General features: G+C 68.0%; 15 protein-coding genes and 6 pseudogenes. 12 read left to right on the forward strand and 9 right to left on the reverse strand.

All coding sequences use genetic code 11. The annotated features are described in order from the left end of the window. The first annotated feature begins 83 nt into the window (after window positions 1–83). From ACIOEW_RS38045 to ACIOEW_RS38065, 5 genes and pseudogenes are all read left to right on the forward strand, one after another. Window positions 84–242, forward strand: coding sequence for a hypothetical protein (locus tag ACIOEW_RS38045; protein ID WP_401969861.1), 159 nt, complete (start codon window positions 84–86; stop codon window positions 240–242). A 65-nt stretch (window positions 243–307) separates the two neighbouring features. After that, window positions 308–813: pseudogene (locus ACIOEW_RS38050) on the forward strand (IS5 family transposase); the annotation flags it as partial. Continuing rightward, window positions 798–986 (forward strand): annotated as a pseudogene (locus ACIOEW_RS38055) (transposase); the annotation flags it as partial. The pseudogenes ACIOEW_RS38050 and ACIOEW_RS38055, both read left to right, overlap by 16 nt. A 190-nt stretch (window positions 987–1,176) precedes the next feature. Then, window positions 1,177–2,051 (forward strand): IS5 family transposase gene (locus ACIOEW_RS38060; protein ID WP_401969863.1). Its coding sequence is split into 2 segments (ribosomal slippage): window positions 1,177–1,630 and window positions 1,630–2,051, totalling 876 coding nucleotides; the frame shifts between segments, so codons are not numbered across the junction. 582 nt (window positions 2,052–2,633) lie between these two features. Next, entirely contained in the window at window positions 2,634–2,969 is a 336-nt protein-coding gene (locus ACIOEW_RS38065) for a DUF4241 domain-containing protein (RefSeq protein ID WP_362547455.1), read from the forward strand. Between the two features lie 22 nt (window positions 2,970–2,991). Here ACIOEW_RS38065 and ACIOEW_RS38070 read toward each other — a convergent pair whose 3' ends face one another. Both ACIOEW_RS38070 and ACIOEW_RS38075 read right to left on the reverse strand, forming a co-directional pair. Beyond that, entirely contained in the window at window positions 2,992–3,420 is a 429-nt protein-coding gene (locus ACIOEW_RS38070) for a DUF4240 domain-containing protein (RefSeq protein WP_362547458.1), read from the reverse strand. A 166-nt stretch (window positions 3,421–3,586) separates the two neighbouring features. Beyond that, window positions 3,587–4,096, reverse strand: a complete 510-nt coding sequence (locus ACIOEW_RS38075; RefSeq protein WP_362547461.1) for a tetratricopeptide repeat protein — start codon at window positions 4,094–4,096, stop codon at window positions 3,587–3,589. 278 nt (window positions 4,097–4,374) lie between these two features. Here ACIOEW_RS38075 and ACIOEW_RS38080 point away from each other — a divergent pair. Both ACIOEW_RS38080 and ACIOEW_RS38085 read left to right on the forward strand, forming a co-directional pair. Next, window positions 4,375–4,472 (forward strand): annotated as a pseudogene (locus ACIOEW_RS38080) (IS5/IS1182 family transposase); the annotation flags it as partial. Between the two features lie 845 nt (window positions 4,473–5,317). Then, a complete protein-coding gene (locus ACIOEW_RS38085) occupies window positions 5,318–7,438 on the forward strand; it encodes a phosphocholine-specific phospholipase C (protein WP_401969866.1) in 2,121 nt (706 codons plus the stop codon). A 573-nt stretch (window positions 7,439–8,011) separates the two neighbouring features. Here the strand turns inward: ACIOEW_RS38085 and ACIOEW_RS38090 are convergent. Both ACIOEW_RS38090 and ACIOEW_RS38095 read right to left on the reverse strand, forming a co-directional pair. Beyond that, window positions 8,012–9,130: an acyl-CoA desaturase gene (locus ACIOEW_RS38090; protein ID WP_362547467.1), complete on the reverse strand. Its 1,119-nt coding sequence runs from the start codon at window positions 9,128–9,130 to the stop codon at window positions 8,012–8,014. 7 nt (window positions 9,131–9,137) lie between these two features. Then, window positions 9,138–10,193: a ferredoxin reductase gene (locus ACIOEW_RS38095; RefSeq protein ID WP_401969868.1), complete on the reverse strand. Its 1,056-nt coding sequence runs from the start codon at window positions 10,191–10,193 to the stop codon at window positions 9,138–9,140. An 86-nt stretch (window positions 10,194–10,279) separates the two neighbouring features. On the opposite strand from ACIOEW_RS38095, the gene ACIOEW_RS38100 reads away from it, so the two are divergent. Then, the gene (locus ACIOEW_RS38100) at window positions 10,280–11,419 is read left to right on the forward strand and encodes a PucR family transcriptional regulator (RefSeq protein ID WP_401969870.1); all 1,140 of its coding nucleotides are present in this window, start codon (window positions 10,280–10,282) and stop codon (window positions 11,417–11,419) included. A 436-nt stretch (window positions 11,420–11,855) separates the two neighbouring features. Beyond that, on the forward strand, window positions 11,856–12,194 hold the full coding sequence (locus ACIOEW_RS38105) for a thioredoxin family protein (protein WP_401969871.1): 339 nt from the start codon (window positions 11,856–11,858) through the stop codon (window positions 12,192–12,194). A 314-nt stretch (window positions 12,195–12,508) separates the two neighbouring features. Here ACIOEW_RS38105 and ACIOEW_RS38110 read toward each other — a convergent pair. Then, window positions 12,509–12,698: pseudogene (locus tag ACIOEW_RS38110) on the reverse strand (transposase); the annotation flags it as partial. 39 nt (window positions 12,699–12,737) lie between these two features. Here ACIOEW_RS38110 and ACIOEW_RS38115 point away from each other — a divergent pair. Then, a complete protein-coding gene (locus ACIOEW_RS38115; RefSeq protein ID WP_401969873.1) occupies window positions 12,738–13,964 on the forward strand; it encodes a PP2C family protein-serine/threonine phosphatase in 1,227 nt (408 codons plus the stop codon). Between the two features lie 9 nt (window positions 13,965–13,973). Here ACIOEW_RS38115 and ACIOEW_RS38120 read toward each other — a convergent pair whose 3' ends face one another. Continuing rightward, window positions 13,974–14,372 (reverse strand): hypothetical protein, encoded by a 399-nt coding sequence (locus ACIOEW_RS38120; RefSeq protein ID WP_401969875.1) that lies wholly within the window; start codon window positions 14,370–14,372, stop codon window positions 13,974–13,976. Window positions 14,373–14,531: 159 nt separating this feature from the next. Between ACIOEW_RS38120 and ACIOEW_RS38125 the strand changes: the two are divergent. Together ACIOEW_RS38125 and ACIOEW_RS38130 are read left to right on the forward strand one after the other, a co-directional pair. Then, a pseudogene (locus ACIOEW_RS38125) lies at window positions 14,532–15,973 on the forward strand (NF041680 family putative transposase). Between the two features lie 316 nt (window positions 15,974–16,289). Beyond that, the gene (locus ACIOEW_RS38130; RefSeq protein WP_401969877.1) at window positions 16,290–16,766 is read left to right on the forward strand and encodes a hypothetical protein; all 477 of its coding nucleotides are present in this window, start codon (window positions 16,290–16,292) and stop codon (window positions 16,764–16,766) included. A 123-nt stretch (window positions 16,767–16,889) separates the two neighbouring features. Here the strand turns inward: ACIOEW_RS38130 and ACIOEW_RS38135 are convergent, their stop codons facing one another. The 3 genes and pseudogenes from ACIOEW_RS38135 to ACIOEW_RS38145 form a co-directional block, all read right to left on the reverse strand. Next, window positions 16,890–17,732, reverse strand: coding sequence for an IS5 family transposase (locus ACIOEW_RS38135; RefSeq protein ID WP_401969879.1), 843 nt, complete (start codon window positions 17,730–17,732; stop codon window positions 16,890–16,892). 70 nt (window positions 17,733–17,802) lie between these two features. Next, window positions 17,803–18,222, reverse strand: coding sequence for a RacP protein (locus ACIOEW_RS38140; RefSeq protein WP_401969880.1), 420 nt, complete (start codon window positions 18,220–18,222; stop codon window positions 17,803–17,805). A gap of 2 nt (window positions 18,223–18,224) precedes the next feature. After that, a pseudogene (locus ACIOEW_RS38145) lies at window positions 18,225–19,225 on the reverse strand (DUF6192 family protein). Window positions 19,226–19,744: the final 519 nt, after the last annotated feature.

Here is a 19,744-nt window from a genome sequence, read left to right on the forward strand (position 1 = left end):
TGTGAGTTTCCCCTGCCGACTTCGCGCTTTGTCGACCTCGCGCAGGTCGCTTTGGCCGACCGGCAGGCCGTCGGCTGGCCGCCGTGCAGCCCACGGTGGCACCGGCCGCCGACTTCCACCCCCACCGTTCTGGCGCTGGGCGGCGCGTGGAACCGGTCACCGTCGCGGCGATGCTCGTCCTGGCGGTGGGCAAGGCCGGCCCGCCCCGGGCCGCCCGCTTCACCATGGGGCGAAGGTACTAATAGGACCGTGTCTTATGTGGGGCTGGCTCGGACGGCTCGTCATGGGGCGGGGTCCGTGAAGTTGGATTGTTCCGGACGGGCTGTGGGAGATCGCGGAGCCGCTGATCCCGCCGTCGAAGGTGCGGCCGCAGGGCGGCGGGACGCAGGACACGCCTGATGAGTCGCTGTTCGCCGCGATCATCTACGTCCCGGTCAGCGGATGCGCCTGGCGGGCCCTGCCGCCGCGCTTCGGGATATCCAAGTCGACGGCCCACCGCAGGTTCCTGATCTGGTCAAGAGCCGGCGTCTGGGGGCCGACTGCACGAGGAGATCCTGCACCGCCTGGACGACGCCGGCCTGCTCGACCTGTCCCGCGCCGTGCTCGACTCCGCCCACGTGAGGGCTAGAAAAGGGGGCGAACTCACAGGTCCGAGCCCCGAGGACCGGGGCAAGTCGGGTTCGAAGATGCACATCTTGTCGGACACGAACGGGCTGCCTCTCCTCGTCGGCCTCTCCGCAGCGAACACCCACGACAGCCTCACACGACCCCCACCGCGGCCGCTACTTCAAGCCCCAGCGCCTGCATTCGGACTGCTGGACGGTCTGCCGGTGCAGGTCGTCGGCCGTCTCCGTTCCGACCGCGTGATGCGACGGCCGACGCCGCCTCGGATCTACGACCCGAGAGGTGGCCGACCGCCCAAGCACGGCGGCGAGTGCGTCTTCGGCGACCCTGTCACCTGGGGAGCCGAGCAGGTCGTGACGTCTCTGCAGGCCTGTGCGAGCGCAGAGCTGGTCGGTGAGTTCGCGCCGTGACGGCCGGGTTCGCTGCACGTTCGGCGGTCAGGGCGCGCGTTTTGCTGGCTGCGCGGCGGCCGCTTACTGCGACGGCCCGGGCGGAGAGGGCAGCGAGGCCGTGTACCGAAAGTCGATCTTGGGCGATGGATGATCACGGTTCATGGCGCGGGGAGATCTCACGGACGAACAGTGGCCGATGTTGGAGCCGTTGTTGCCGAAGGGGACGAGGGCGGGGCGACAGCCCACTTGGCCCCGGCGGCAACTGATCGACGGGATACGGTTCCGGATCCGGACAGGAGTTCCGTGGCGGGACGTGCCCGGCGAGTACGGGCCGTGGGGCCGGATCTACGATCTGTTCCGCCGATGGCAGCGGGACGGCACCTGGCACCGGGTCCTCACACAGCTCCAGGCCCTGGCCGATGCGCGGGGTGCGATCGTGCGGGACCTGAGCGTCGATTCCACGGTGTGCCGCGCCCATCAGCATGCGGCTGGGGCACGAAACCAGGGTGACCTGCAGAAGGAACAGCTGGGCGGCATCTTCACCGAACCCGCTGATCACGGCCTGGGACGCTCGCGCGGCGGATTCACCACCAAGCTCCATCTGGCAGTCGAGCAGGGGCAGAGCCCATGTCGATCGTGGTGACGGCCGGGCAACGGGGGGAATCTCCGCAGTTCGAACCCGTGCTGGAGAGGGTCCGCGTGCCCCGCATCGGGCCGGGCCGGCCGCGCGTCCGTCCCGATCGAGTACGCGCTGACAAGGCGTACGCCTCCCGTAAGAACCGCACCTACCTGCGTAAGCGCAGCCTCCGCTGCACCATCCCGGACAAGACCGACCAGGCCCTCCACCGGAGGAAGCGGGGCTCGCGCGGTGGCCGTCCGCCGAAGTTCGACAAGATTGACTATCGGGACCGGCCCGCGGTCGAGTGCGGCATCAATCGCCTCAAGCGCCACCGGGCCGTGGCCACGAGGTACGACAAGCTGGCGGTCCGCCACGAGGCAACCGTGCTGGTCGCGGCCATCAACGAGTGGCCGTGACCGCACGTTCGCACCCGGCTCTTCGTTAACCCTTTGCCGAGGAGTCGACGGGCGAGCGCGGGGCTACTCCTGCAGGAACGCCTGATCGCGCTGACGCCTGACGCACTGAGCGGGCAGGCGCTGGGCCTTCACAGCTCCGGGATGCTCACCATGCAGGGGGTTGGTGCGGCAGTGGCCGGGTCGGTGGCCGAACTGACGTCACCGGCCACCGGGATAGTGGTGACGGCGATGGCCTCGCTGACCGTGACCTTGATGGTGGCACTTGGGCTACGCGGAGGCCCGGCGGCGGGCGAGGCAATGGATCCGGAGCAAGGAGCCATCACTGCCGGGCAGTAATGCTTCGGCCCGGCGAACGTGGCCTCGACATCGCGTACGCGCGGCTTCCATGCGGACCTCCAGGCGTCGTCACCCTGCACGTACCCAGCGGGCCGCTAGCGGTCTCCGGCCCGGACATCGACCACAGAGACGGCCCGCACATCACGGTCCCCGTCCGGCCCGGGGGAGTATGTACTGGAGGAGGCGGAGGCCGGACACACCTGCTGCTGAGAGTGGGAGAGGGGCGAGGTCACGCGCACCCACACCATGGCTGTCCGCCTGCTCGTCAGAGAGGTTCCCGCCGCGACCTGGGAGATGGCGCTCAGGCCCGACGACGGCCTCCGGCTTTCCATCGACAACCAGGTCTCCGGTTTCGACACCGAAGGCGCCACCGGCTGCTTCGCCGATGCCGGAGCCGGGCACCTCCTCGCGCTCTTCGGCAAAGGGCTGATCCGGGCAGACCCGAACCTGGACCTGGACGTCTACGAGGACATCAGCGACTCCATGTACTTGCTGCGTACCCGGGACCAAGTCTCCGGCGGCTGGTTGCGTAGGTTCTGGGCGAGTTCTGGCACATGTTCCGTGAGGGCGAACGGCGCTTAACAGCATCGGCAGGCCGTGCTGTTCAGTCGGCCCAGCCCTCAGTGTTCGAGTACGACTCGTAGGAGTATCGCGTGTCGCGGTCCCACTCCTCCCCGGTGATGCGTTTGTATGCCCGGTCCGGTGTGTAGAGCAGGCTCTCGGCCCAGATGAGGTCGGTGGCGTACGGAGTGAAGGCCGCAGGGTCTTCGAGGACGCTGTCGAATTCGGTGCGGCCGGCAGCAACGACCGCGGCACGAGTGTAGAGAAAGGCGTCTCCGCCCAGGTCGTGTCCGTGCTCCTTGCGGTCCAGCCGGTAGAGCGCCCATGACAGTTGTTCGGCAAAGCCGATGGCCAGCGACAACGGAGACTGGGCAAGCCGCTCGGTGAGGGTGTCTGCAAGGAGGTCGGCGTCCGGGTCAGGTTCCGTGGGCCTGCAGTCCTCGATGAGCTGCCAGAAGGCGTCTTCGTTCATGCTGGTGAGCATGCCGCAGGGGTCTGACAGTCCTGGCTCCCGGGTCACCTGTTTGCTGCTGCTGTGAGAGGACGCGTTTGTGGAGCACTGCCGTGTCCATGCCGGTCGCGGACACGCCCACCGGCCAAGGCCCTTCTGCGCCGGCCTGGTGCGGGGAAACTGCTTCCTATTCGGGCCGGCCGTCGGCGAGCCACTGGGCGAGGCCACGCAGCCCGACTGCCCACCGCCCGAGGTCGGTGACCTCGGCGTGCCCGGTGACGACGGTCAGCAACTCGGCCACCGCCTCGTCCGCCTGCCGGGCGTCGTTGAGGGTCAGCGCGCGGAAGACGCGTACGGAGTCCGAGTCGGGGAACTCCCTGCGGGCGCGGTCGAGCACCGCCAGCGACTCGCCCAGCTCGCCCAGCCACCTCAGGGTGCTGGCGTACTGGCACAGGCACCGGCGCAGCACGTCACCGTCGAGGCCAAGAGCGAGCGCCCGCTCGTAGTAGCCACGGGCGGTTTTCTCCTGGCCCGCCGTGTCGTAGGCGCCACCCACCTCGTATACGAGGACTGGGTGGTCAGGGTGTTCGGCAAGCAGCGCCTGGAAGTAGGCGATCGTCGGCACCATGTTCGCCCGGTCGCGCCGGTCGTAGCCACGCTGGATCGCCTCGGCCAGTTCGGGCGTCACGTCGGTCATCACTGCTGCGCCCCCATGCGTGCGAGTCCGAAGATCGGCTCACGATAACGCAGCCTCGTCCGCAGGCGCCTGTCTGTGGGAGGCCCGGCGTTCGCAGCGTTGGCGTCTGTGATTGATGGGGCCATGTTCCTCGGCAGATGCGGATGCCTACCTCATCGAGGGCCGGGCTGCTGTCAGCTACCGATTGTGACGAGTGACGCCCCGGGTCCCGGGTCTGCCGGTCCGTCAACCGAGAGACTCCGGGGCATGGACGTCCTCTAGGAGGCGCGACTACGAACCCACCCCATCGCTCCGAAGCCATGATCAAAGTGGCCATGGTCGACCTCATGAGCCGACGGCTCACCCGCGATCCACGCCGAACTGGCGCGACTCCTGAGTCAGGAGGCAGAATCCTGAGCGGGGCAATGCCAGTCAGCCGAGTCGATCGTGTTCCCCTCTGTGTCACTGAGGTGAAAGCAGTTGCCGTTGACCCACACGGTGACCGATTCGGGCCGATGGTCCACCTGGAAATGGTTCGTCCCTACGCAGAGTCCCAGACCATGAACCATCCGATGCAGTCGAGTGCGTGACGACGATCCACGTCTGCAACGGGAGCACCTGATGCGTCTCCGCCCAGGGCTCCACGGTCAGCTTCAGCGCTGCCTCACCACCATTGCTGATCAGTATCCGCCCTGTTCCCACACTGCCCATTTCCGGCCCCCCTTGCCTCCACGGACGATCCCGCACGTAGCCGCAGACCCCTACGGGCCCACATGACCCGATCGTCACACACGCACGACCACCTGAAGCCGCCTCGCCGCCCGAGCTATCGAACAGCCCTGGCGGAACAAAACGCTCTTTCACCGGTCACCCGCGGTGACGGACCATGGAACTTGAGCCAGAACCTCAACTCGTGAACAAAGCCCCAGGGGAGTTACAGGCCGAGCAGGCGCGCTTTCTGCTGATCGAACTCGGTAGGGGTCGGGATCCCCTGGTTTCGCAGGCTGGCCAGCTTGGCCAGCTCGTCGGCGGACGGGGCGAGCGATGCGGACGGGGCGAGCGATGCGAGCGATGCGGACGGGGCGGACGGGGCGGTGCGGGTCTGCTGGGAGTGCGTGCTGGGCGGTTGGACTTTCCCGTACGACCTGTTGGAGGTTCACCGCGAAGCCGTACGAAGTCCTTCCCCGCGTCACCCGGCTTGATTAGCTTCCCGGCTGTACGACTGGACTCGGGAGGCTCAACTTGACCACGGACATTTCACGGCGACGGCTCTTCGCGCTCGGCGGTGGTGCGCTCGGCGCTGCGGCGGCGGGGTCGCTGCTGCCGCCTTCGCTGCAGGCCGCAATTGCCGCGCAGCCGGCACACTCGGCGGAGTCCGGAGGCCGTGGCGGGCTCGGAGCCATCAAGCACGTGGTGATCCTGATGCAGGAGAACCGTTCCTTCGACCACTACTTCGGGACGCTCCGGGGTGTACGCGGCTTCGGTGACCGCAACGCCGTCGAGCTGCCCTCGGGCAAGCCGGTCTTCGAGCAGCCCGCACCGCTGGGCACCTCCGTGCTGCCGTTCCCGGTGCGCGGCGCCGCCGAGACGCAGAAGAAGGACCTCCAGTACATCGGTGCGCTCGACCACTCCTGGAGTGGCGGCGGCAAGGCGTGGGCCGGCGGGTGGATGAACGGCTGGGTGACCGCGAAGACGGCCGCCACCATGGCGTACTACGACCGCCGAGACATCCCGCTGCACTACGAACTGGCCGACACCTTCACTGTCTGCGACGCCTACCACTCCTCCATCCACTCCTCGACCAGCCCCAACCGCAACCACCTGTGGAGCGGGAAGACGGGCAACGAGCCGAACGGCAAGCGGGCCGTCGGCAACGACGCGTACGACGAGGGCACCCACCCCGGATACGACTGGGGCACCTACGCGGAGCGGCTGGAGAAGGCCGGGCGCAGCTGGCGCACGTACACCGAGTGGGAGAACTTCACCGACAACCAGATCGAGTTCTTCGCCACTTTCAAGGCCATCGCCCGCAAGGCGCTGTCGAAGACCGGCGGACACACGTACATGGAGTCGTTCTACTCCGCCGTGCGGGACGCGGACGCAGTGGAGCGGGAGCGGCTGTTCGGTCTGCTGGAGGAGGGCGTCGCCACCCTGGACAAGGCCGAACGCCGCCTCTTCGAGCGGGCGTTGCGCCGGGTGGAGACCGGCACGCTGGCCGACGAGTTCGCCAAGGACGTGGCGGCGGGCACGCTGCCGGAGGTCTCCTATCTGGTGCCCTCCGCTGTCGACTCGGAGCACCCGAGCGTCTCCTCGCCGATCCACAGCGCGACGATCGTCTACAAGGTCCTGGACGCGCTGGGCAAGCACCCCGACGTGTGGCGGCACACCGCCGTCATCATCAACTACGACGAGAACGACGGCTTCTTCGACCACGTGCCGCCGCCTGTCGCCTCGCCCGAGGTGACCGAGGAGCAGTGGGAGGGCAAGCCCACCGGTCTCGGCATGCGGGTGCCGATGCTCGTCGTGTCGCCATGGACCATCGGCGGCTACGTCTGCTCCGAGGTCTTCGACCACACCTCCGTGATCCGCTTCCTGGAGCGCTGGACCGGGGTGGAAGAACCGAACATAGGCGACTGGCGGCGCACCGTCACCGGCGACCTGACCTCCGCCTTCGACTTCTCGCGAGGACGTCGCCGACCCGAGGCGGAGCAGCCGGGCGCCATTCCGCCGTTCAGCGGCCGCTGGTCGCCGAGGCCGCCGCTCGTGCAGCACATGCCCGTGCAGGAGCCGGGCGCGCGTCCGGCCCGTGCACTGCCGTACCAGCCGGACGCGCAGGCGAAGGTGGTGGATGGCGCGGTGCGGGTGGCCCTCAGCAACACGGGGCGCTCGTCGGCGCACTTCGCGCTGTATCCGTACGCGGGCGAGTTCCCCGTACCGCAGCACCGGGACGTGAAGGGCACGGCAAAGTGGACGGTGCCCGTCACCGGTGCGGCGTACCGGTTCACGGTGACAGGGCCGAACGGCTTCCGCCGCGAGTTCGCCGGGTCCACGAAGGACGGTTCCCCGGCCGAGGTCGCGTCGCGGGTCGACGCCCGGGAGCGCGATCTGCATCTCACGCTGCGCAACACGGGGCGGACTACGCTCACCTTCACCGTGCGGCCGCGGGGGTACGTCGACGAGGCGGACCTGCGTGACTGGACCAGGACCGTCAAGGTCAAGCCGGGGCGCAGCCGCACCGTGGTGCACTCGGCGGCCGATGCGCACGGCTGGTACGACCTGGACGTCACCGTCGACGGGGACGACGCCTTCCGGCGCCGGCTGATGGGGCACATCGAGAACGGCCGGGCGAGCATCTCCGGCTGACCCGGTTCCGGGTGGTGGGGCACCCCTCGCCACCGGCGGCTCGCCGTTCCAGCGTCAGGACGGCGAGCCTGATATTGAACGGCGCCCGGCCCGCACGAGTAGGCCCGGCAGGTGGCCGCTTCGTTTCCCTCGGCCGCCTGCCGGGCGCAGGAAGTTGCAAGGGGTGACGCGGAACTCGTGGACAACGGACAGCTTCCTGCTCTGTCCATAGCTTCGGCTCACCCGCCCACACCGGGGCAGCCGGCGCAGGGTCGGACGGGGGCGGCGAGCATCGGTTCCAGCATCGGTTCCGGCAGTGTCCACGTCACAGCCCAAGCCTTCCACCCAGCCCGCCTGCCCGTCGGCAGACCGAGTGCGCGTGCGCACCCGACTACCGGCCCGACCACGGCAGGTCAGCGCAATACAACACATCGCCGGGGGCTGTGTGCTGAGCTCCTGAGCGCAGCCGGACACCGGGCTGCCCAAATCCCGTTTCGTACGGTCTGATGTCGCGGCCGCCCACCGTCCGTAACGGATCCCACCGAACCCGGCGGGCCGCCGGTACGGCCGAAAGATCTGAACCAGTACCGGGAATCAGGCCGCGACGAGCTCCTGCTCGCGGTCCGACGTCTTGACCTTGGGCTTCTTGTTCGGCAGCGAGAGCCGGAAGACCTTGTGCCACGCGGAGACCACCTGCTTGGGCAGCGGCCCGGTGACGTACTCCAGCTCGTACTTTTCGAACAGCGCGCGCACCTTCACCGCGACCTCGGCGTACCGGTTGCTCGGCAGGTCCGGGAACAGGTGGTGCTCGATCTGGTGCGACAGATTGCCGGTCATGAAGTGCATGGCCCTGCTGCCGCTGATGTTCGCCGAGCCCATCATCTGGCGCAGGTACCACTGGCCGCGCGTCTCGCCCTTGATCGACCGGCGCTCGAAGACCTGCACGCCCTCGGGGAAGTGCCCGCACATGATCACCGAGTGGGACCAGATGTTGCGGATCAGGTTCGCGGTGAACGTGGCGGCGAGCGTGGTGAGGAACGACGGGCCCGACAGCAGCGGGTGGATCACGTAGTCCTTGAGCACCTGCTTGCGGATCTTGCGGCCCACGGCCTTGGCCCGCGCGCGGAACTCCGGGTTCTTGCGGCGGCGCTTGTGCAGGTTCTTGCCGAGCTCCAGGTCGTACGCTGCGATGCCGTACTCGAAGAAGCAGGCGTTGATGAAGTTCCACAGCGGCTGGCCGAGGTGGAACGGGTGCCATTTCTGGTCTTCGTCGACGCGCATGATGCCGTAGCCGAGGTCGTTGTCCTTGCCGATCACGTTGGTGTAGGTGTGGTGCAGCTCGTTGTGCGAGTGCTTCCACTGCTCGGACGGAGAGACGTGATCCCACTCCCAGGTGGTGGAGTGAATCTTCGGGTCTCGCATCCAGTCCCACTGGCCGTGCAGGACGTTGTGGCCGATCTCCATGTTGTCCATGATCTTCGCCACGGACAGACCGGCGGTGCCGAGCAGCCACGCGGGCGGGAAGATCGAGAACAGCAGCACGCCCCTGCTGACCAGCTCGAGCTTGCGCTGCGCCGAGATGACCTTACGGATGTAGGCGGCGTCCTTCTCGCCGCGGCCGGCGATCACCTCGTCGCGGATCGCGTCCAGCTCACGGCCAAGCTCCTCGATCTGCTCCGCAGTCAGGTGGGTGGTGGGGTCGATGGCGGTCAAGATGCTCCTACCGTTCGATGTCGCAGGGGCCCGCCGCGGCGGACACGCAGGTCTGGATGAGGACGCCCGGCTCGGCCTCGGTGATCTCTCCGGTGCGCAGGTCGCGGACGGCGCCCGCCTTGAGCGGCGTGATGCAGCCGAAGCAGATGCCCATGCGGCACCCTGAGGGCATGAGAACGCCGGCCTCCTCGCCGACGTCCAGCAACGGCGTGGCGCCGTCCGCGTCGACGGTCTTGCCGGTGGCGCTGAACGTGACCTCGCCGCCGTCTCCGGCGACGACGATGCTTGGGCGGAAGCGTTCGGTGTGCAGGCGCTTTGGTACGCCGTGCTCGGCCCAGTGCTCTGCGGCGGCGTCGAGCAGGCCCGCGGGCCCACAAGCCCAGGTCTCACGCTCGGCCCAGTCGGGCACGAGTTCGTCGAGACGGCCGATATCGAGCATGCCGTCTGTGGCGGTGTGCACTTCGGTGAGCCGCAGCTTCTTGTGGGCGGCCAGGTCGTGCAGTTCGTTGCGGAAGATCACGTCCCGCGGCTGTGGCGCGCAGTGGACCATGACGACGTCGTCCAACTCGATGTCGCGCAGCATGCCCATCACGGGCGTGATGCCGCTGCCGGCCGTGAGGTAGAGCACCTTGGCGGGCTTGGCCTGCGGCAGCACGAAGTCACCGGTCGGCTGGTCGAGCTGGACTATCGTGCCCGGTTTCGCCCTGCGGACCAGGTGGTTGCTGACCTTGCCGTCCGGGATCGCCTTCACAGTGATCGTGACGCGGCCGTCCTGACGGTTTGTCGGCGACGTGATGGAGTATGCACGCCACAGGCGCACCCCGTCGACGTCGACCCCGATCCGTACGTACTGACCGGCTGTGTGGCCGCGCCAGCCCCGTCCCGGCCTGATCACGATAGTCGCGGCGTCACCCGTCTCGGGGTGCACGGCCTCGATGCGCCCACGGAGGTCAGCGCTCGCACGCAGCGGGCTGACCAGGTCGAGGTAGTCCGACGGCAGCAGCGGCGTCGTGACCATCTCCAGCAAATTCCACGCCCTGCTGCGGAGGGCTGCACTCGTCATGACTCCAGCTTGCTGCGCCTCAAGGCGTAAAGTCCTGACCGCAGGATGTAAATCTGGTCGGCTGAATTGTTCGCAGGGAACAAAACGTGAACCATGCAATCCGGAGGGCCAGCGAACTGGCCCTCAATGAAACGACGGTCACCGCCCTTCGGGCCGCGCTGAAGACCACCGCCGACGAGGTCGTCCAAGCGATCATCGACGAGGTCCCTCCCTACGCCAACGCCCTTTCGGGCCGCATGGGCGGCACCATCCGCCGAGCCGTCCGCACCGCCCTGGGGCACTACCTGGACCTCGCGAGCGGGAACGCCACAGGCGGCGACGCCGGTGACGCAGCCTACGAGCTGGGCCGCGGCGAGGTGCGTGACGGCCGTTCGATGGACGCCCTACTCAGCGCCTACCGCGTCGGCGCCCGCGTGGCTTGGCGATGCCTGGCAGCGGGTGCCGTACCCGCAGGTCTGCCCGCCGCCGACGTCGCCAAGTTCGCCGAGCTGACCTTCGCCTACATTGACGAGCTCTCCGCCGCGAGCGCCGCGGGCCACGCCGACGAACTGGCCGCCCGAGGCAGGGCCCACGAGCGCCACCTGGAGCACCTGGCCCGCGACCTTCTCGCCGACGCCAGCCCGGACGTGCTGCTGGCCTCTGCTCAACGGGCCGGGTGGCAGCCTCCGGTTTCGCTGACCGCGGTCCTGCTGCCCGCCGCCCAGGCCCGGCCTGCCTACCGTGCGCTCGACCCGAGCACCCTCGTCCTCGACGATCTGCCGGACGCCACCGGTGTGCTGCTCGTCCCCGATGCCAACCGATCACATCTCTTGCGGCAGCTAACCGACCGCACGGCCGTGGCTGGCCCGGCCCGGCCATGGACTCGTGCGTCCGCCTCGTACGCACGAGCCATACGCGCGCGCTCCCTCTCCTCTGATATTCGCGACACCGAGGACCATTTGCCCGAGCTGGTGCTGAGCGCCGACATGGACGCGTTCGCAGACCTGCGCGCCCGAGTCCTCGCGCCGTTGCGGACCTTGCCTGTCGCGACCGCACGGCGGCTGGAGGAGACGTTGCGGGCGTGGCTGCTGCACCAGGGCAGGCGGGACGAGGTGGCGGCGGCGTTGTTCGTCCATCCCCAGACCGTCCGGTACCGGATGTCGCAGCTGCGGGAGGTGTTTCCGGATCTCGCATCGCCACACCGGGTCCTTGAACTGACGCTGGCGGTCGGTCTTCGGGTCAGCTGACGCGTACTTCGACCGTCCACGACCGCGTCCGCGAGAAGTCCAGGAATCGCGTCCGGTTCTCGGTGTCATCAGCTGGCTCATGCGGCCCGGGAACGAGCGGTATGAGCCAGCTGAGACCAGGGGTTGATGTAAAGAGCAAGACAGTGCCTTGGGAAGCCCGTCTGGGGCGTTGTCTCTGAGAAGCGCGGTGGCGGAAACGGTTCGACCGGATCCGGTGGACGATGCGCACCGGCCCGCTCGTCGACGCGCTCATCGAGTATCTGGGCCGCTGTGCCACGGAAAGGGCTTTCACGTCGTCGTGGAGAGCGCTGTCCTGGCCCGAGCTCACACACGGGCGAGCGGCGGGCTGCAGCTGGGTGACCGGCGGGGCGGCCTGGCCCACCCCGCGCAAGGGATGATGGGGATGGAATGACGGAACTTGAGGTCAGGAGATTCCATGGCGAAGCGGGTTCACCGACCCCGTGAGGATGCGGAGTTCAATTTCATCCTCGGGATGAGCGGAGTCCCGGTCCTCGCATACTTCACCGGGACATGGCCCAAGGCAATCGAGCCCTGCCGGGTGATGGACCTCGTCGTCGATGGCATCGCCGACGACTACACGGGCCGCCTGACGGCCGTCCGCGCCGACATCACGCGTTGTCCGGCCGCAACCGAGCGATACGGGATCACCGGAGCCCCGTCCTACGTCCTGCTGAAGGAGGGAGAGGCGGTGGCGCACGGCACGGGGCCTATGACCATCACCGAGATACGGAAGTTCTTGGACGGCCACCTCTGAGCGGCGCTGCGGCACGTGGCCGCGACACCCGTCACGTCTCGTCCATGGGAGCTGCGCCGCCTGAGACACCTTGGGGCTGAGACACCCCCGCATGTCACATAACCCCGTCGAGTCCCACGTCCATGGGGAGTGCGGCGGCCGCTGCGGTGACCTCCGGAAACGCCAGGGTCGTGTCCGTACCCCGCCGGGAACGGACACGACCCGCCCGTCCGCATACCGGGCCAAGAGCGCCTGGTAGCCGTCCCACTTCGGCTCCGCAGCGTGCTGGGCGGGCAGGACTGGGCTGTCCACCGCGGCAGCGAGCATCGGCTCCGATCACGCCATGGGACGTCCGTGCGGACGCGGAACAGGATCCCGTTGATCACCATCCGGTGGTCGCACCACCGACCACCCCGACCGCCTGGCAGCGGGCAGATGTGGCTCCAGAAGCGACCGCTCATGATTCGTCAGAGCGCGGCCCGCCAGGACGATGCACGGGCCGGGCCGCACGCCTGGATCTATCATAGAAACAGGCGGAAGCTATCGATATTCGGGCAGGCAGTGATGGCGGAGGCAGGCATCGACTACGCGGCGGTGTTCCGGGCACTGCCCGGCATGGTGGCCCTGCTGACCCCGGACCTGCGGTACGCGGACGCCAATGAGGACTTCCAGGGCCTGTCCGGCCGCACCCGGGAGGAGCTGGTGGGCCGGCACCTGTTTGACGTGTTCCCGGACAACCCCGGCGATCCCGCCGCGACCGGCTCCAGGCACCTGGAGGCCTCCCTCAGACGGGTCCTGGCCACAGGTGAGCGGGACACCATGGCCATGCAACGCTACGACGTGGAATCCACCCAGCGGCCCGGCGAGTGGGACGAGCGGTACTGGAGTCCGGTCAACGCCCCCGTCCTCGGCCCCGACGGCCAGGTGGTGCTGCTGGTCCACCGCGTCGAGGAGGTCACCGAGCTGATCAAGGCCCGTGGCGGCCCCGAGGGCGGCCGCACCCGCGTCCTGGAAGCCGAGCTCTACACCCGCGCCCGGGAACTGCAGGACGTCAACGAACGCCTGCGTGAGGCCCACGCCCGCGACCGCGAGGTCGCCCTCGCCCTCCAGGAAGCGATGCTCCCCGCACCCGGGCCGGTAGGCCACCACCGCGCCGCCGTGCGCTACCGGCCCGCGGTCGGCTCCCTCAACGTCTGCGGCGACTGGTACGACCTCGTCGACCTGCCCGGCGACCGCATCGCCGTCGCCGTCGGCGACGTCGTTGGCCACGGCCTGCACGCCGCCGGCGTCATGGGCCTGCTCCGCAGCGCCCTGTCCGCCGCCTCCCGCGTCGCCGACGGCCCCGCCCAGGCCCTCGAAGTCCTCGGCCTGTACGCCCGCTCCGTCGACGGAGCCGAGAACACCACCGCCGTCAAGACCTACATCGACTGGGACGCCCACACCCTCACCTACAGCAGCGCCGGCCACCCCCCGCCCGCCCTCCTCCGCGCAGACGGCACCATCGACTTCCTCGACCAAGCCACCGACCCCCCGCTCGGTGCCCGCCCCGACCACGTCGCCCGCCCCCAGGCCACCACCATGTTCACCGAAGGCGACACCCTCGTCCTCTACACCGACGGCCTGATCGAACGCCGTCGCGAAGACATCGACACCGGCCTCGCACGCCTCGCCGGCGCACTTGTCCATCATCGCGCGGCCGGACCCGAAAACCTCGCCGACGCCCTCCTGCTCGAACTCCTGCCCGCCGGAGGCGCCACCGACGACACCGCCCTCGTCATCGTCCGGCTATGAGCTTGTTCTTTATCTTCCGTCCGCGTCGTAGGGCGGGGACGGAAGGTTCCAGACGGAGTCTGACCGGCTGACGATCTTTCGAAGTTCGCGGGCGCTTCGTGGCGATACGGCCTGCATCACGATGTCGAGGAGAGCCCGGGCTTCGAGAGGGTCACCGCAGCAGTACCAGTGCACGTTGCCCCACTCGTAGTCGTGCCACAGAGCACGCTCGGGCTGGTGGACGTAGTCCTTCCACAGGCCGACAGCCGTGCTGACGTCGCCCGGCTGCAGATAGTTTCGGGTGCGCTCGAGTTCGATGATCTCGGACAGCGCACGCGAAGACAGGCCATCGATGACCGGCCGTGCACCCGTTGTCCGATGGCTGCCGGCGACGCCGGCACGGATCCGTCCGGGCCGCCTACGCGGCATGGACCTTTCGGTTCGTCGTCATGCGGTACATGGTGCCACGGTCTCGAATGGCATCTCGAACGGATTCGCTCACCCGGGTATTCGCCGAACGTGGGGGCGGCCTTCGTCTGATCCTGTGCTCCGACCAAGGTGCACGTGACCACGACGAAGGCCGTGAGGGTGAGTCTGCTGCCTGATGCTGTCCGGAGGGAAGCGTTCGCGGAGGCATCACGCTTCCGGGGCGAGTTCTACGCATGCCTGACCGCCAGGCGCGACGAATTGTTCGAGTTGATGGACGCGTTCTGTGTGCGGACGGCGCGGTGAAGTCCCCGGTGGATTTGACGCTGTTGCCCGAGCATCGTCGTGGGCACGGAGCGATGTACGGCGGCTTGAACCACGGCCGGATCGACGTCGAGCGGCTGCGGACGGCGCTGGCTGGACTGACGCTTCCGCGTTTCGATGGCGGGCGCCTGGTCCTGGCCGTCGATGTGTCGCCGTGGCTTCGCTCGGACGCGCCGTGCTCGGCAGAGCGACTGTTCTGCCACGTCTACGGTCGCGCGAAGACGGCGTCGCAGTTCATTCCGGGCTGGCCCTACTCCTTCGTTGCCGTGCTGGAACCGGGGGCCACGTCCTGGACCGCGATCCTGGACGCGGTCCGGCTCGGGCCGACGGACGACGCGACGGCAATCACCGCGGCCCAGCTCCGGGGTGTCGTCGAGCGGCTCATCGCCGCGGGTCAGTGGCAGACCGGGGACCCGGACATCGTGGTCGTCAGCGATGCCGGCTACGACGTCACCCGCCTCGCCTGGGTCCTGCGTGACCTGCCGGTCGAGCTGGTTGGCCGGGTCCGCTCCGACCGCGTCATGCGTCTGCCGAAACCGCCCAGGATGCACGGCGTCAACGGCCGGCCGCCCAAGCACGGCCCGGAATTCCGCTTTGCCAAGCCGGAGACCTGGCCCGCGCCCGCGATCACCACGGTCACGGAAACCAGCAATTACGGCAAGGCCGAAACCCAGGCATGGGACCGAGTCCACCCCCGCCTCACCCACCGTTCCTCGTGGCTTGACCATGAGGGTGACCTTCCCCTGGTCGAGGGCACGTTGATCCGGCTGAAGGTCGAGCACCTATCGAAGGAACGGGACGCCCCACCGGTGTGGTTGTGGTCCTCGAAAACCGGCGCCAGTCCGAGCGATGTGGACCGTTTCTGGCGGGCTTTTCTCCGCCGCTTCGACCTGGAACACACCTTCCGCTTCGCGAAGCAGACCCTCGGTTGGACTACCCCGAAACTCCGTAGTCCCGAGGCGGCGGACCGCTGGACCTGGATCCTGATCGTCGCTCACACCCAACTGCGACTCGCCCGGCCGCTCGCCGAAGACCTTCGCCGGCCCTGGGAGAAACCCACCGCTCCCGACCGGCTCACTCCGGCCCGGGTCCGCCGGGGGTTCAGGAACATCCGCGCTCACCTGGCCTGCCCGACCCGTGTTCCCAAACCCACCGGCGCCGGCCCCGGACGGCCACCCGGCGCGAAGAACAAACACCGCGCACCCCGCTACGACGTCGGCAAAACCGTCAAACGCCCCGAGACCCTCAAGGCCATCGGCAAGCCTGGCAGGCCCTGGTAGATAAAGAACAAGATGAGAGCCTGTTTCTGAACTGGGCCCAGATCTGGACTGACAGCAGGGCAGGATTAGGCGCATGGGAAGTGCGCGGTTTTCGGAGCTGTTCGAACGAGGGCGGGATGCGTTCCTGTCCGGGGAAGTCCCCTGTCAGGAGCCACCCCTGGACGGTGGCGGACGTTGGGGGATCACCGTGGTTCTGCGGCCGGACCCATCAGTTGCGCGACGCATGGAACGCGTTACTGCAGAGGCCATGGCCGTAGCGGGAGAGTCGCATTGGCCGACAGGGGCCGCGGTCTCCTCGCATTTCACCATCCGCACATTGGAGAACTACCGGTCTTTCGTTCCCAAGGATGATGAGCGGGTCATGCGCTATCAGACAGCGCTTCGGCAGGCGTCTGCCCGGGTGGGCAGCATCCGGCTGGAGCTGACAGGGCTGACTCTCACTCCTGCGAGTGTCATGCTGTGCGCCTCTCCGTCAGACCCCACCGTCGAGCGGCTCGCCGAGTACCTGGCGGAAGAGCTGGCGGACGATGGCTGGTTCGAAGCTGGATTCAACCGCGACATCTGGTACTCGAACTTGGTCCACTTCACTGGGTTGCCCGCGGATCCCTGGGCCCTTATCGAGTGGGTCTCTGCCCGCCGGAACCTGGACCTGGGATCCAGCGTGCATACCTACGCGGACCTGGTCGCCTGGAAGTTCAACAACCGGCACATGGTGTCTGCGACTCTCGGTAGAGCGGAACTAAGCGGTCCCACGGCTGATGCCAGGTCGCGATCATCGGGGCGTAGCAGGTGATGCCCTGGAATACGGCGATGCGCGCTATGACGTCGAACTCCGTGCCAGGCTGATAGGCGATGCAGAGACCATCATTTCGGTAGTCGTTCGGCGACGTGGTTAGCCGAGGTCGGTGCTCGGAGCTCATCTGTTGTCTGTGACCTTCTCGGACCAGTTGGTGTGAGGGTCCTTTCTAGTGAGTCGCCTGGTCATGAGGGTGATGGCTGCCCAGGTGATCAAGTTCTCGGAGTGTTGGACGAGTCGCTCGTAGTCGCGGGCGTGGCGGCGGGCGTTCATCATCCAGGCCAGGCTCCGTTCGACGACCCAGCGGCGGGGCAGGACGATGAACCCGGAGGTGTCCTTGGGCCGGCTAACGGTCTTGATGGTCAGCTTGAGGTGGCGTTTGGCCCAGATCACGAGCTTCCCCGCGTAGGCTCGGTCGGCCCAGACGATGGTGATCTCGGGGTGCATCAGACGGAGGCGAAAGAGGACTTCCTTCGCTGCGGCGGAGTCGTGCAGGTCGGCGGGGGTAACCATCACGAACAGCGGCAGGCCGCGGGTATCGACGACGAGATGCCGTTTGCGGCCGTTGATCTTTTTGCCCGCGTCGTATCCGCGGCTGTCCTTGCCGACGGTCGAGGCGGCTTTCACGGACTGGGAGTCGATGATAGTGGCGACCGCCCGGAGTCCTTTGCCCATGTCCCGGCGGATCCGCCCGGCGAGGTGGTCGCGGACCTGGCCGACGATGCCAGCCGCTGCCCAGCGGGCCATGAACCCCCAGACCGTACGCCAGGGCGGGAAGTCCGCTGGCAGGGCCCTCCATTTGCAGCCAGTGTCCACGACATAGCGGATCGCGTCCACGATCTCCCGCCTGGGGTGCTTCTCCGGGCGGGAGATCGTGGTCTCGCAGGCCGGGACCGGCAACAGCGGTTCGATCAGCGCCCATTCGGTGTCGGTGGTGTCGGTGGGATAGCGGCGGCGGCGCATGACAACAGATGCCTCCAGACATGGTGCGGGGGCCGGACGGCGAAGCCGTCCGGCCCCCGCCGGGGATAGGTCAGGCTGAGGCGATGAGGTCGAGGGTGGATTCGATGGAGTTGAGCTGGGCGACGATGTGACGCACCCACTTGTCGTTCGGGTGTGCGGCCGCGTGCGGGGCGACGGTGCCGGTGATGAACCGGCGGAACTGGGTCAGCTTCTCGCCGACCACCTGCCGTTCGTATGCCTCCAGCGCGGCCCGCTCCGCGCCGAGCTGGTAGCCGTCGGCGCGATTCCAGATCAACGGCGGCCAGCCCTTGGACGCGGCCTCGTCCTTCAGCGCCCCCAGGCCCGAGCGGACCTGGTGCGCGGAGAGCGCGCTGGCCCGCACTAGTTGTCGGAACTCCAGCCCGGCCGGACGGGCCTCGAACAGGACGAAGCGGACGGTGTCGGCATGCCGTCTGGCAGCATCGCCCTTGCGCCGGGAGACTCGGGCCACAACTACTCGCCCCGCAGCATGGCCGCGAGCTCGTCGTCCATGTCGACCTTGCCGGTATCGACCGCGGTCTCGATCCAGTCCAGCGTCGCCCTCACCTTCGCAACGTTCTGGTGGACGATGACGCCTTCGTCCTCGGACAGCGTCCGGTCCCGCAGGCCCGGAACCGTGCGGCCGGCCGCGGCGACGAACGCGTGGCAGGCGGTGACCAGGTCGAGGAACTCCACCGTCCGGTCGATGTTGCGGACCGCCGGGGCGACAGGGCTGGTGTCCTCAAAGTGCTCACGGGCTTGCCGGGAGCGTTCGTTCTGGGCATGGTTGACCTGGAAACGGACGTGGTCGTCGCTCATCGCCTTGAACGCGACGTCCGGCCGCCGCAGCAGGTTCGTCGCCGTGGTGGTCGCCACCTGCTCGTCGCGGGTGAGCTCCTCCACCAACCGGGCCTTGTCGACGGGCGTCACCTCCGCCGTCACCTCCGGCCGCTTGAGGAAAACGCTGGTCACCGCAGCGGCAACTTTGTCGTCCTGGGCAAGCGAGTGGATCGCGCTGATCTTCTCCTGTGGCGTGACCGGCGTCTCGACCTGATTGCCGACGCGGCGGCTGGCGTCGTCACAGGTCCACCGGGACTTCCCTTCGGGCGGAGTGAGGATCGCGGCGAACCGTTCCTCATCGCCTCGATGTAGGCGAGAACCCGGTGTACGGTCCAGGACACCTCCGGCCTGCGTCGATCGGCGGGCCAGCGTGAAGCGACCCATCGGGCGGACTTGACCGAGTTGAACTTCAGGCCGATGTCCTCCGCCAGCCGCGTCAGCGTCGCGCTCACCGACCACTCCGGGTCCCCGGCCTGCTGACCGCCGCGCTTCTGCATAGGCTCGATCTCCAGGGCGCCGTCCCCGATAGTGAACTGCCCGCGCGTCTGCTGTTCGACCACGGCCCGCAGTTCGGCCACGATCTGCTCGTAGCGGGACAAGGTCACTTCTCCGACGTTGCTGTTCTCCTCTGGCATGGTGCACTCACCATCCAACTGCGTTCCCCGGCACGGCACTTCGGGCCGCGATGGAGCGGTTCCGCTTTCTTCACGGAGAGTCGGACCATAAGCGTGAAGATCACAACAAATGACAGAAACTGACCGGAGCATGACCGAACCTGGTCCGGTAAAGCGTTCGCCTCACGGTCACTGTGACCGAGTCCCGAACGTTTCCTTGCGCAGCCGCCAGGCGGCCACCTTGCACCGCTTCGAGCAGTAGACCGCCCGCACGCTCCGGTCGACCCCGGCCGTCCAGACCGCCCCGCAGACCGGACGCGACCTCCGGTCGTCCTCACCGCGGACCGCCGCCAGGCGGCGCCGCAACCGACGCCTCAACCGCCACTGCCTGGAACGACACGCTGCCGAGCAGAACACCGCGTGCGGCCTGGCATCCGGCCTCAGCCGTTCACCACAGCCCTCGCAGACCCTCTCCCCGGCCCTGCTGGCACCCTCAACCACTGCACCAGCGTAGGACTCAGGCTATTCGTCAACAGGGGA

The sequence above is a fragment of the Streptomyces sp. NPDC087901 genome, assembly GCF_044742205.1.
Classification (GTDB): Bacteria; Actinomycetota; Actinomycetes; order Streptomycetales; family Streptomycetaceae; genus Streptomyces.

Coding starts and splice junctions, on each gene's coding strand:
- ACIOEW_RS38070 (WP_362547458.1), bottom strand. CDS start 3,420: ATGAACGAAGACGCCTTCTGGCAGCTCATCGAGGACTGCAGGCCCACG.
- ACIOEW_RS38135 (WP_401969879.1), bottom strand. CDS start 17,732: ATGCGCCGCCGCCGCTATCCCACCGACACCACCGACACCGAATGGGCG.
- ACIOEW_RS38115 (WP_401969873.1), top strand. CDS start 12,738: ATGGCGGAGGCAGGCATCGACTACGCGGCGGTGTTCCGGGCACTGCCC.
- ACIOEW_RS38095 (WP_401969868.1), bottom strand. CDS start 10,193: ATGACGAGTGCAGCCCTCCGCAGCAGGGCGTGGAATTTGCTGGAGATG.
- ACIOEW_RS38120 (WP_401969875.1), bottom strand. CDS start 14,372: ATGCCGCGTAGGCGGCCCGGACGGATCCGTGCCGGCGTCGCCGGCAGC.
- ACIOEW_RS38105 (WP_401969871.1), top strand. CDS start 11,856: ATGGCGAAGCGGGTTCACCGACCCCGTGAGGATGCGGAGTTCAATTTC.
- ACIOEW_RS38065 (WP_362547455.1), top strand. CDS start 2,634: ATGGCTGTCCGCCTGCTCGTCAGAGAGGTTCCCGCCGCGACCTGGGAG.
- ACIOEW_RS38075 (WP_362547461.1), bottom strand. CDS start 4,096: ATGACCGACGTGACGCCCGAACTGGCCGAGGCGATCCAGCGTGGCTAC.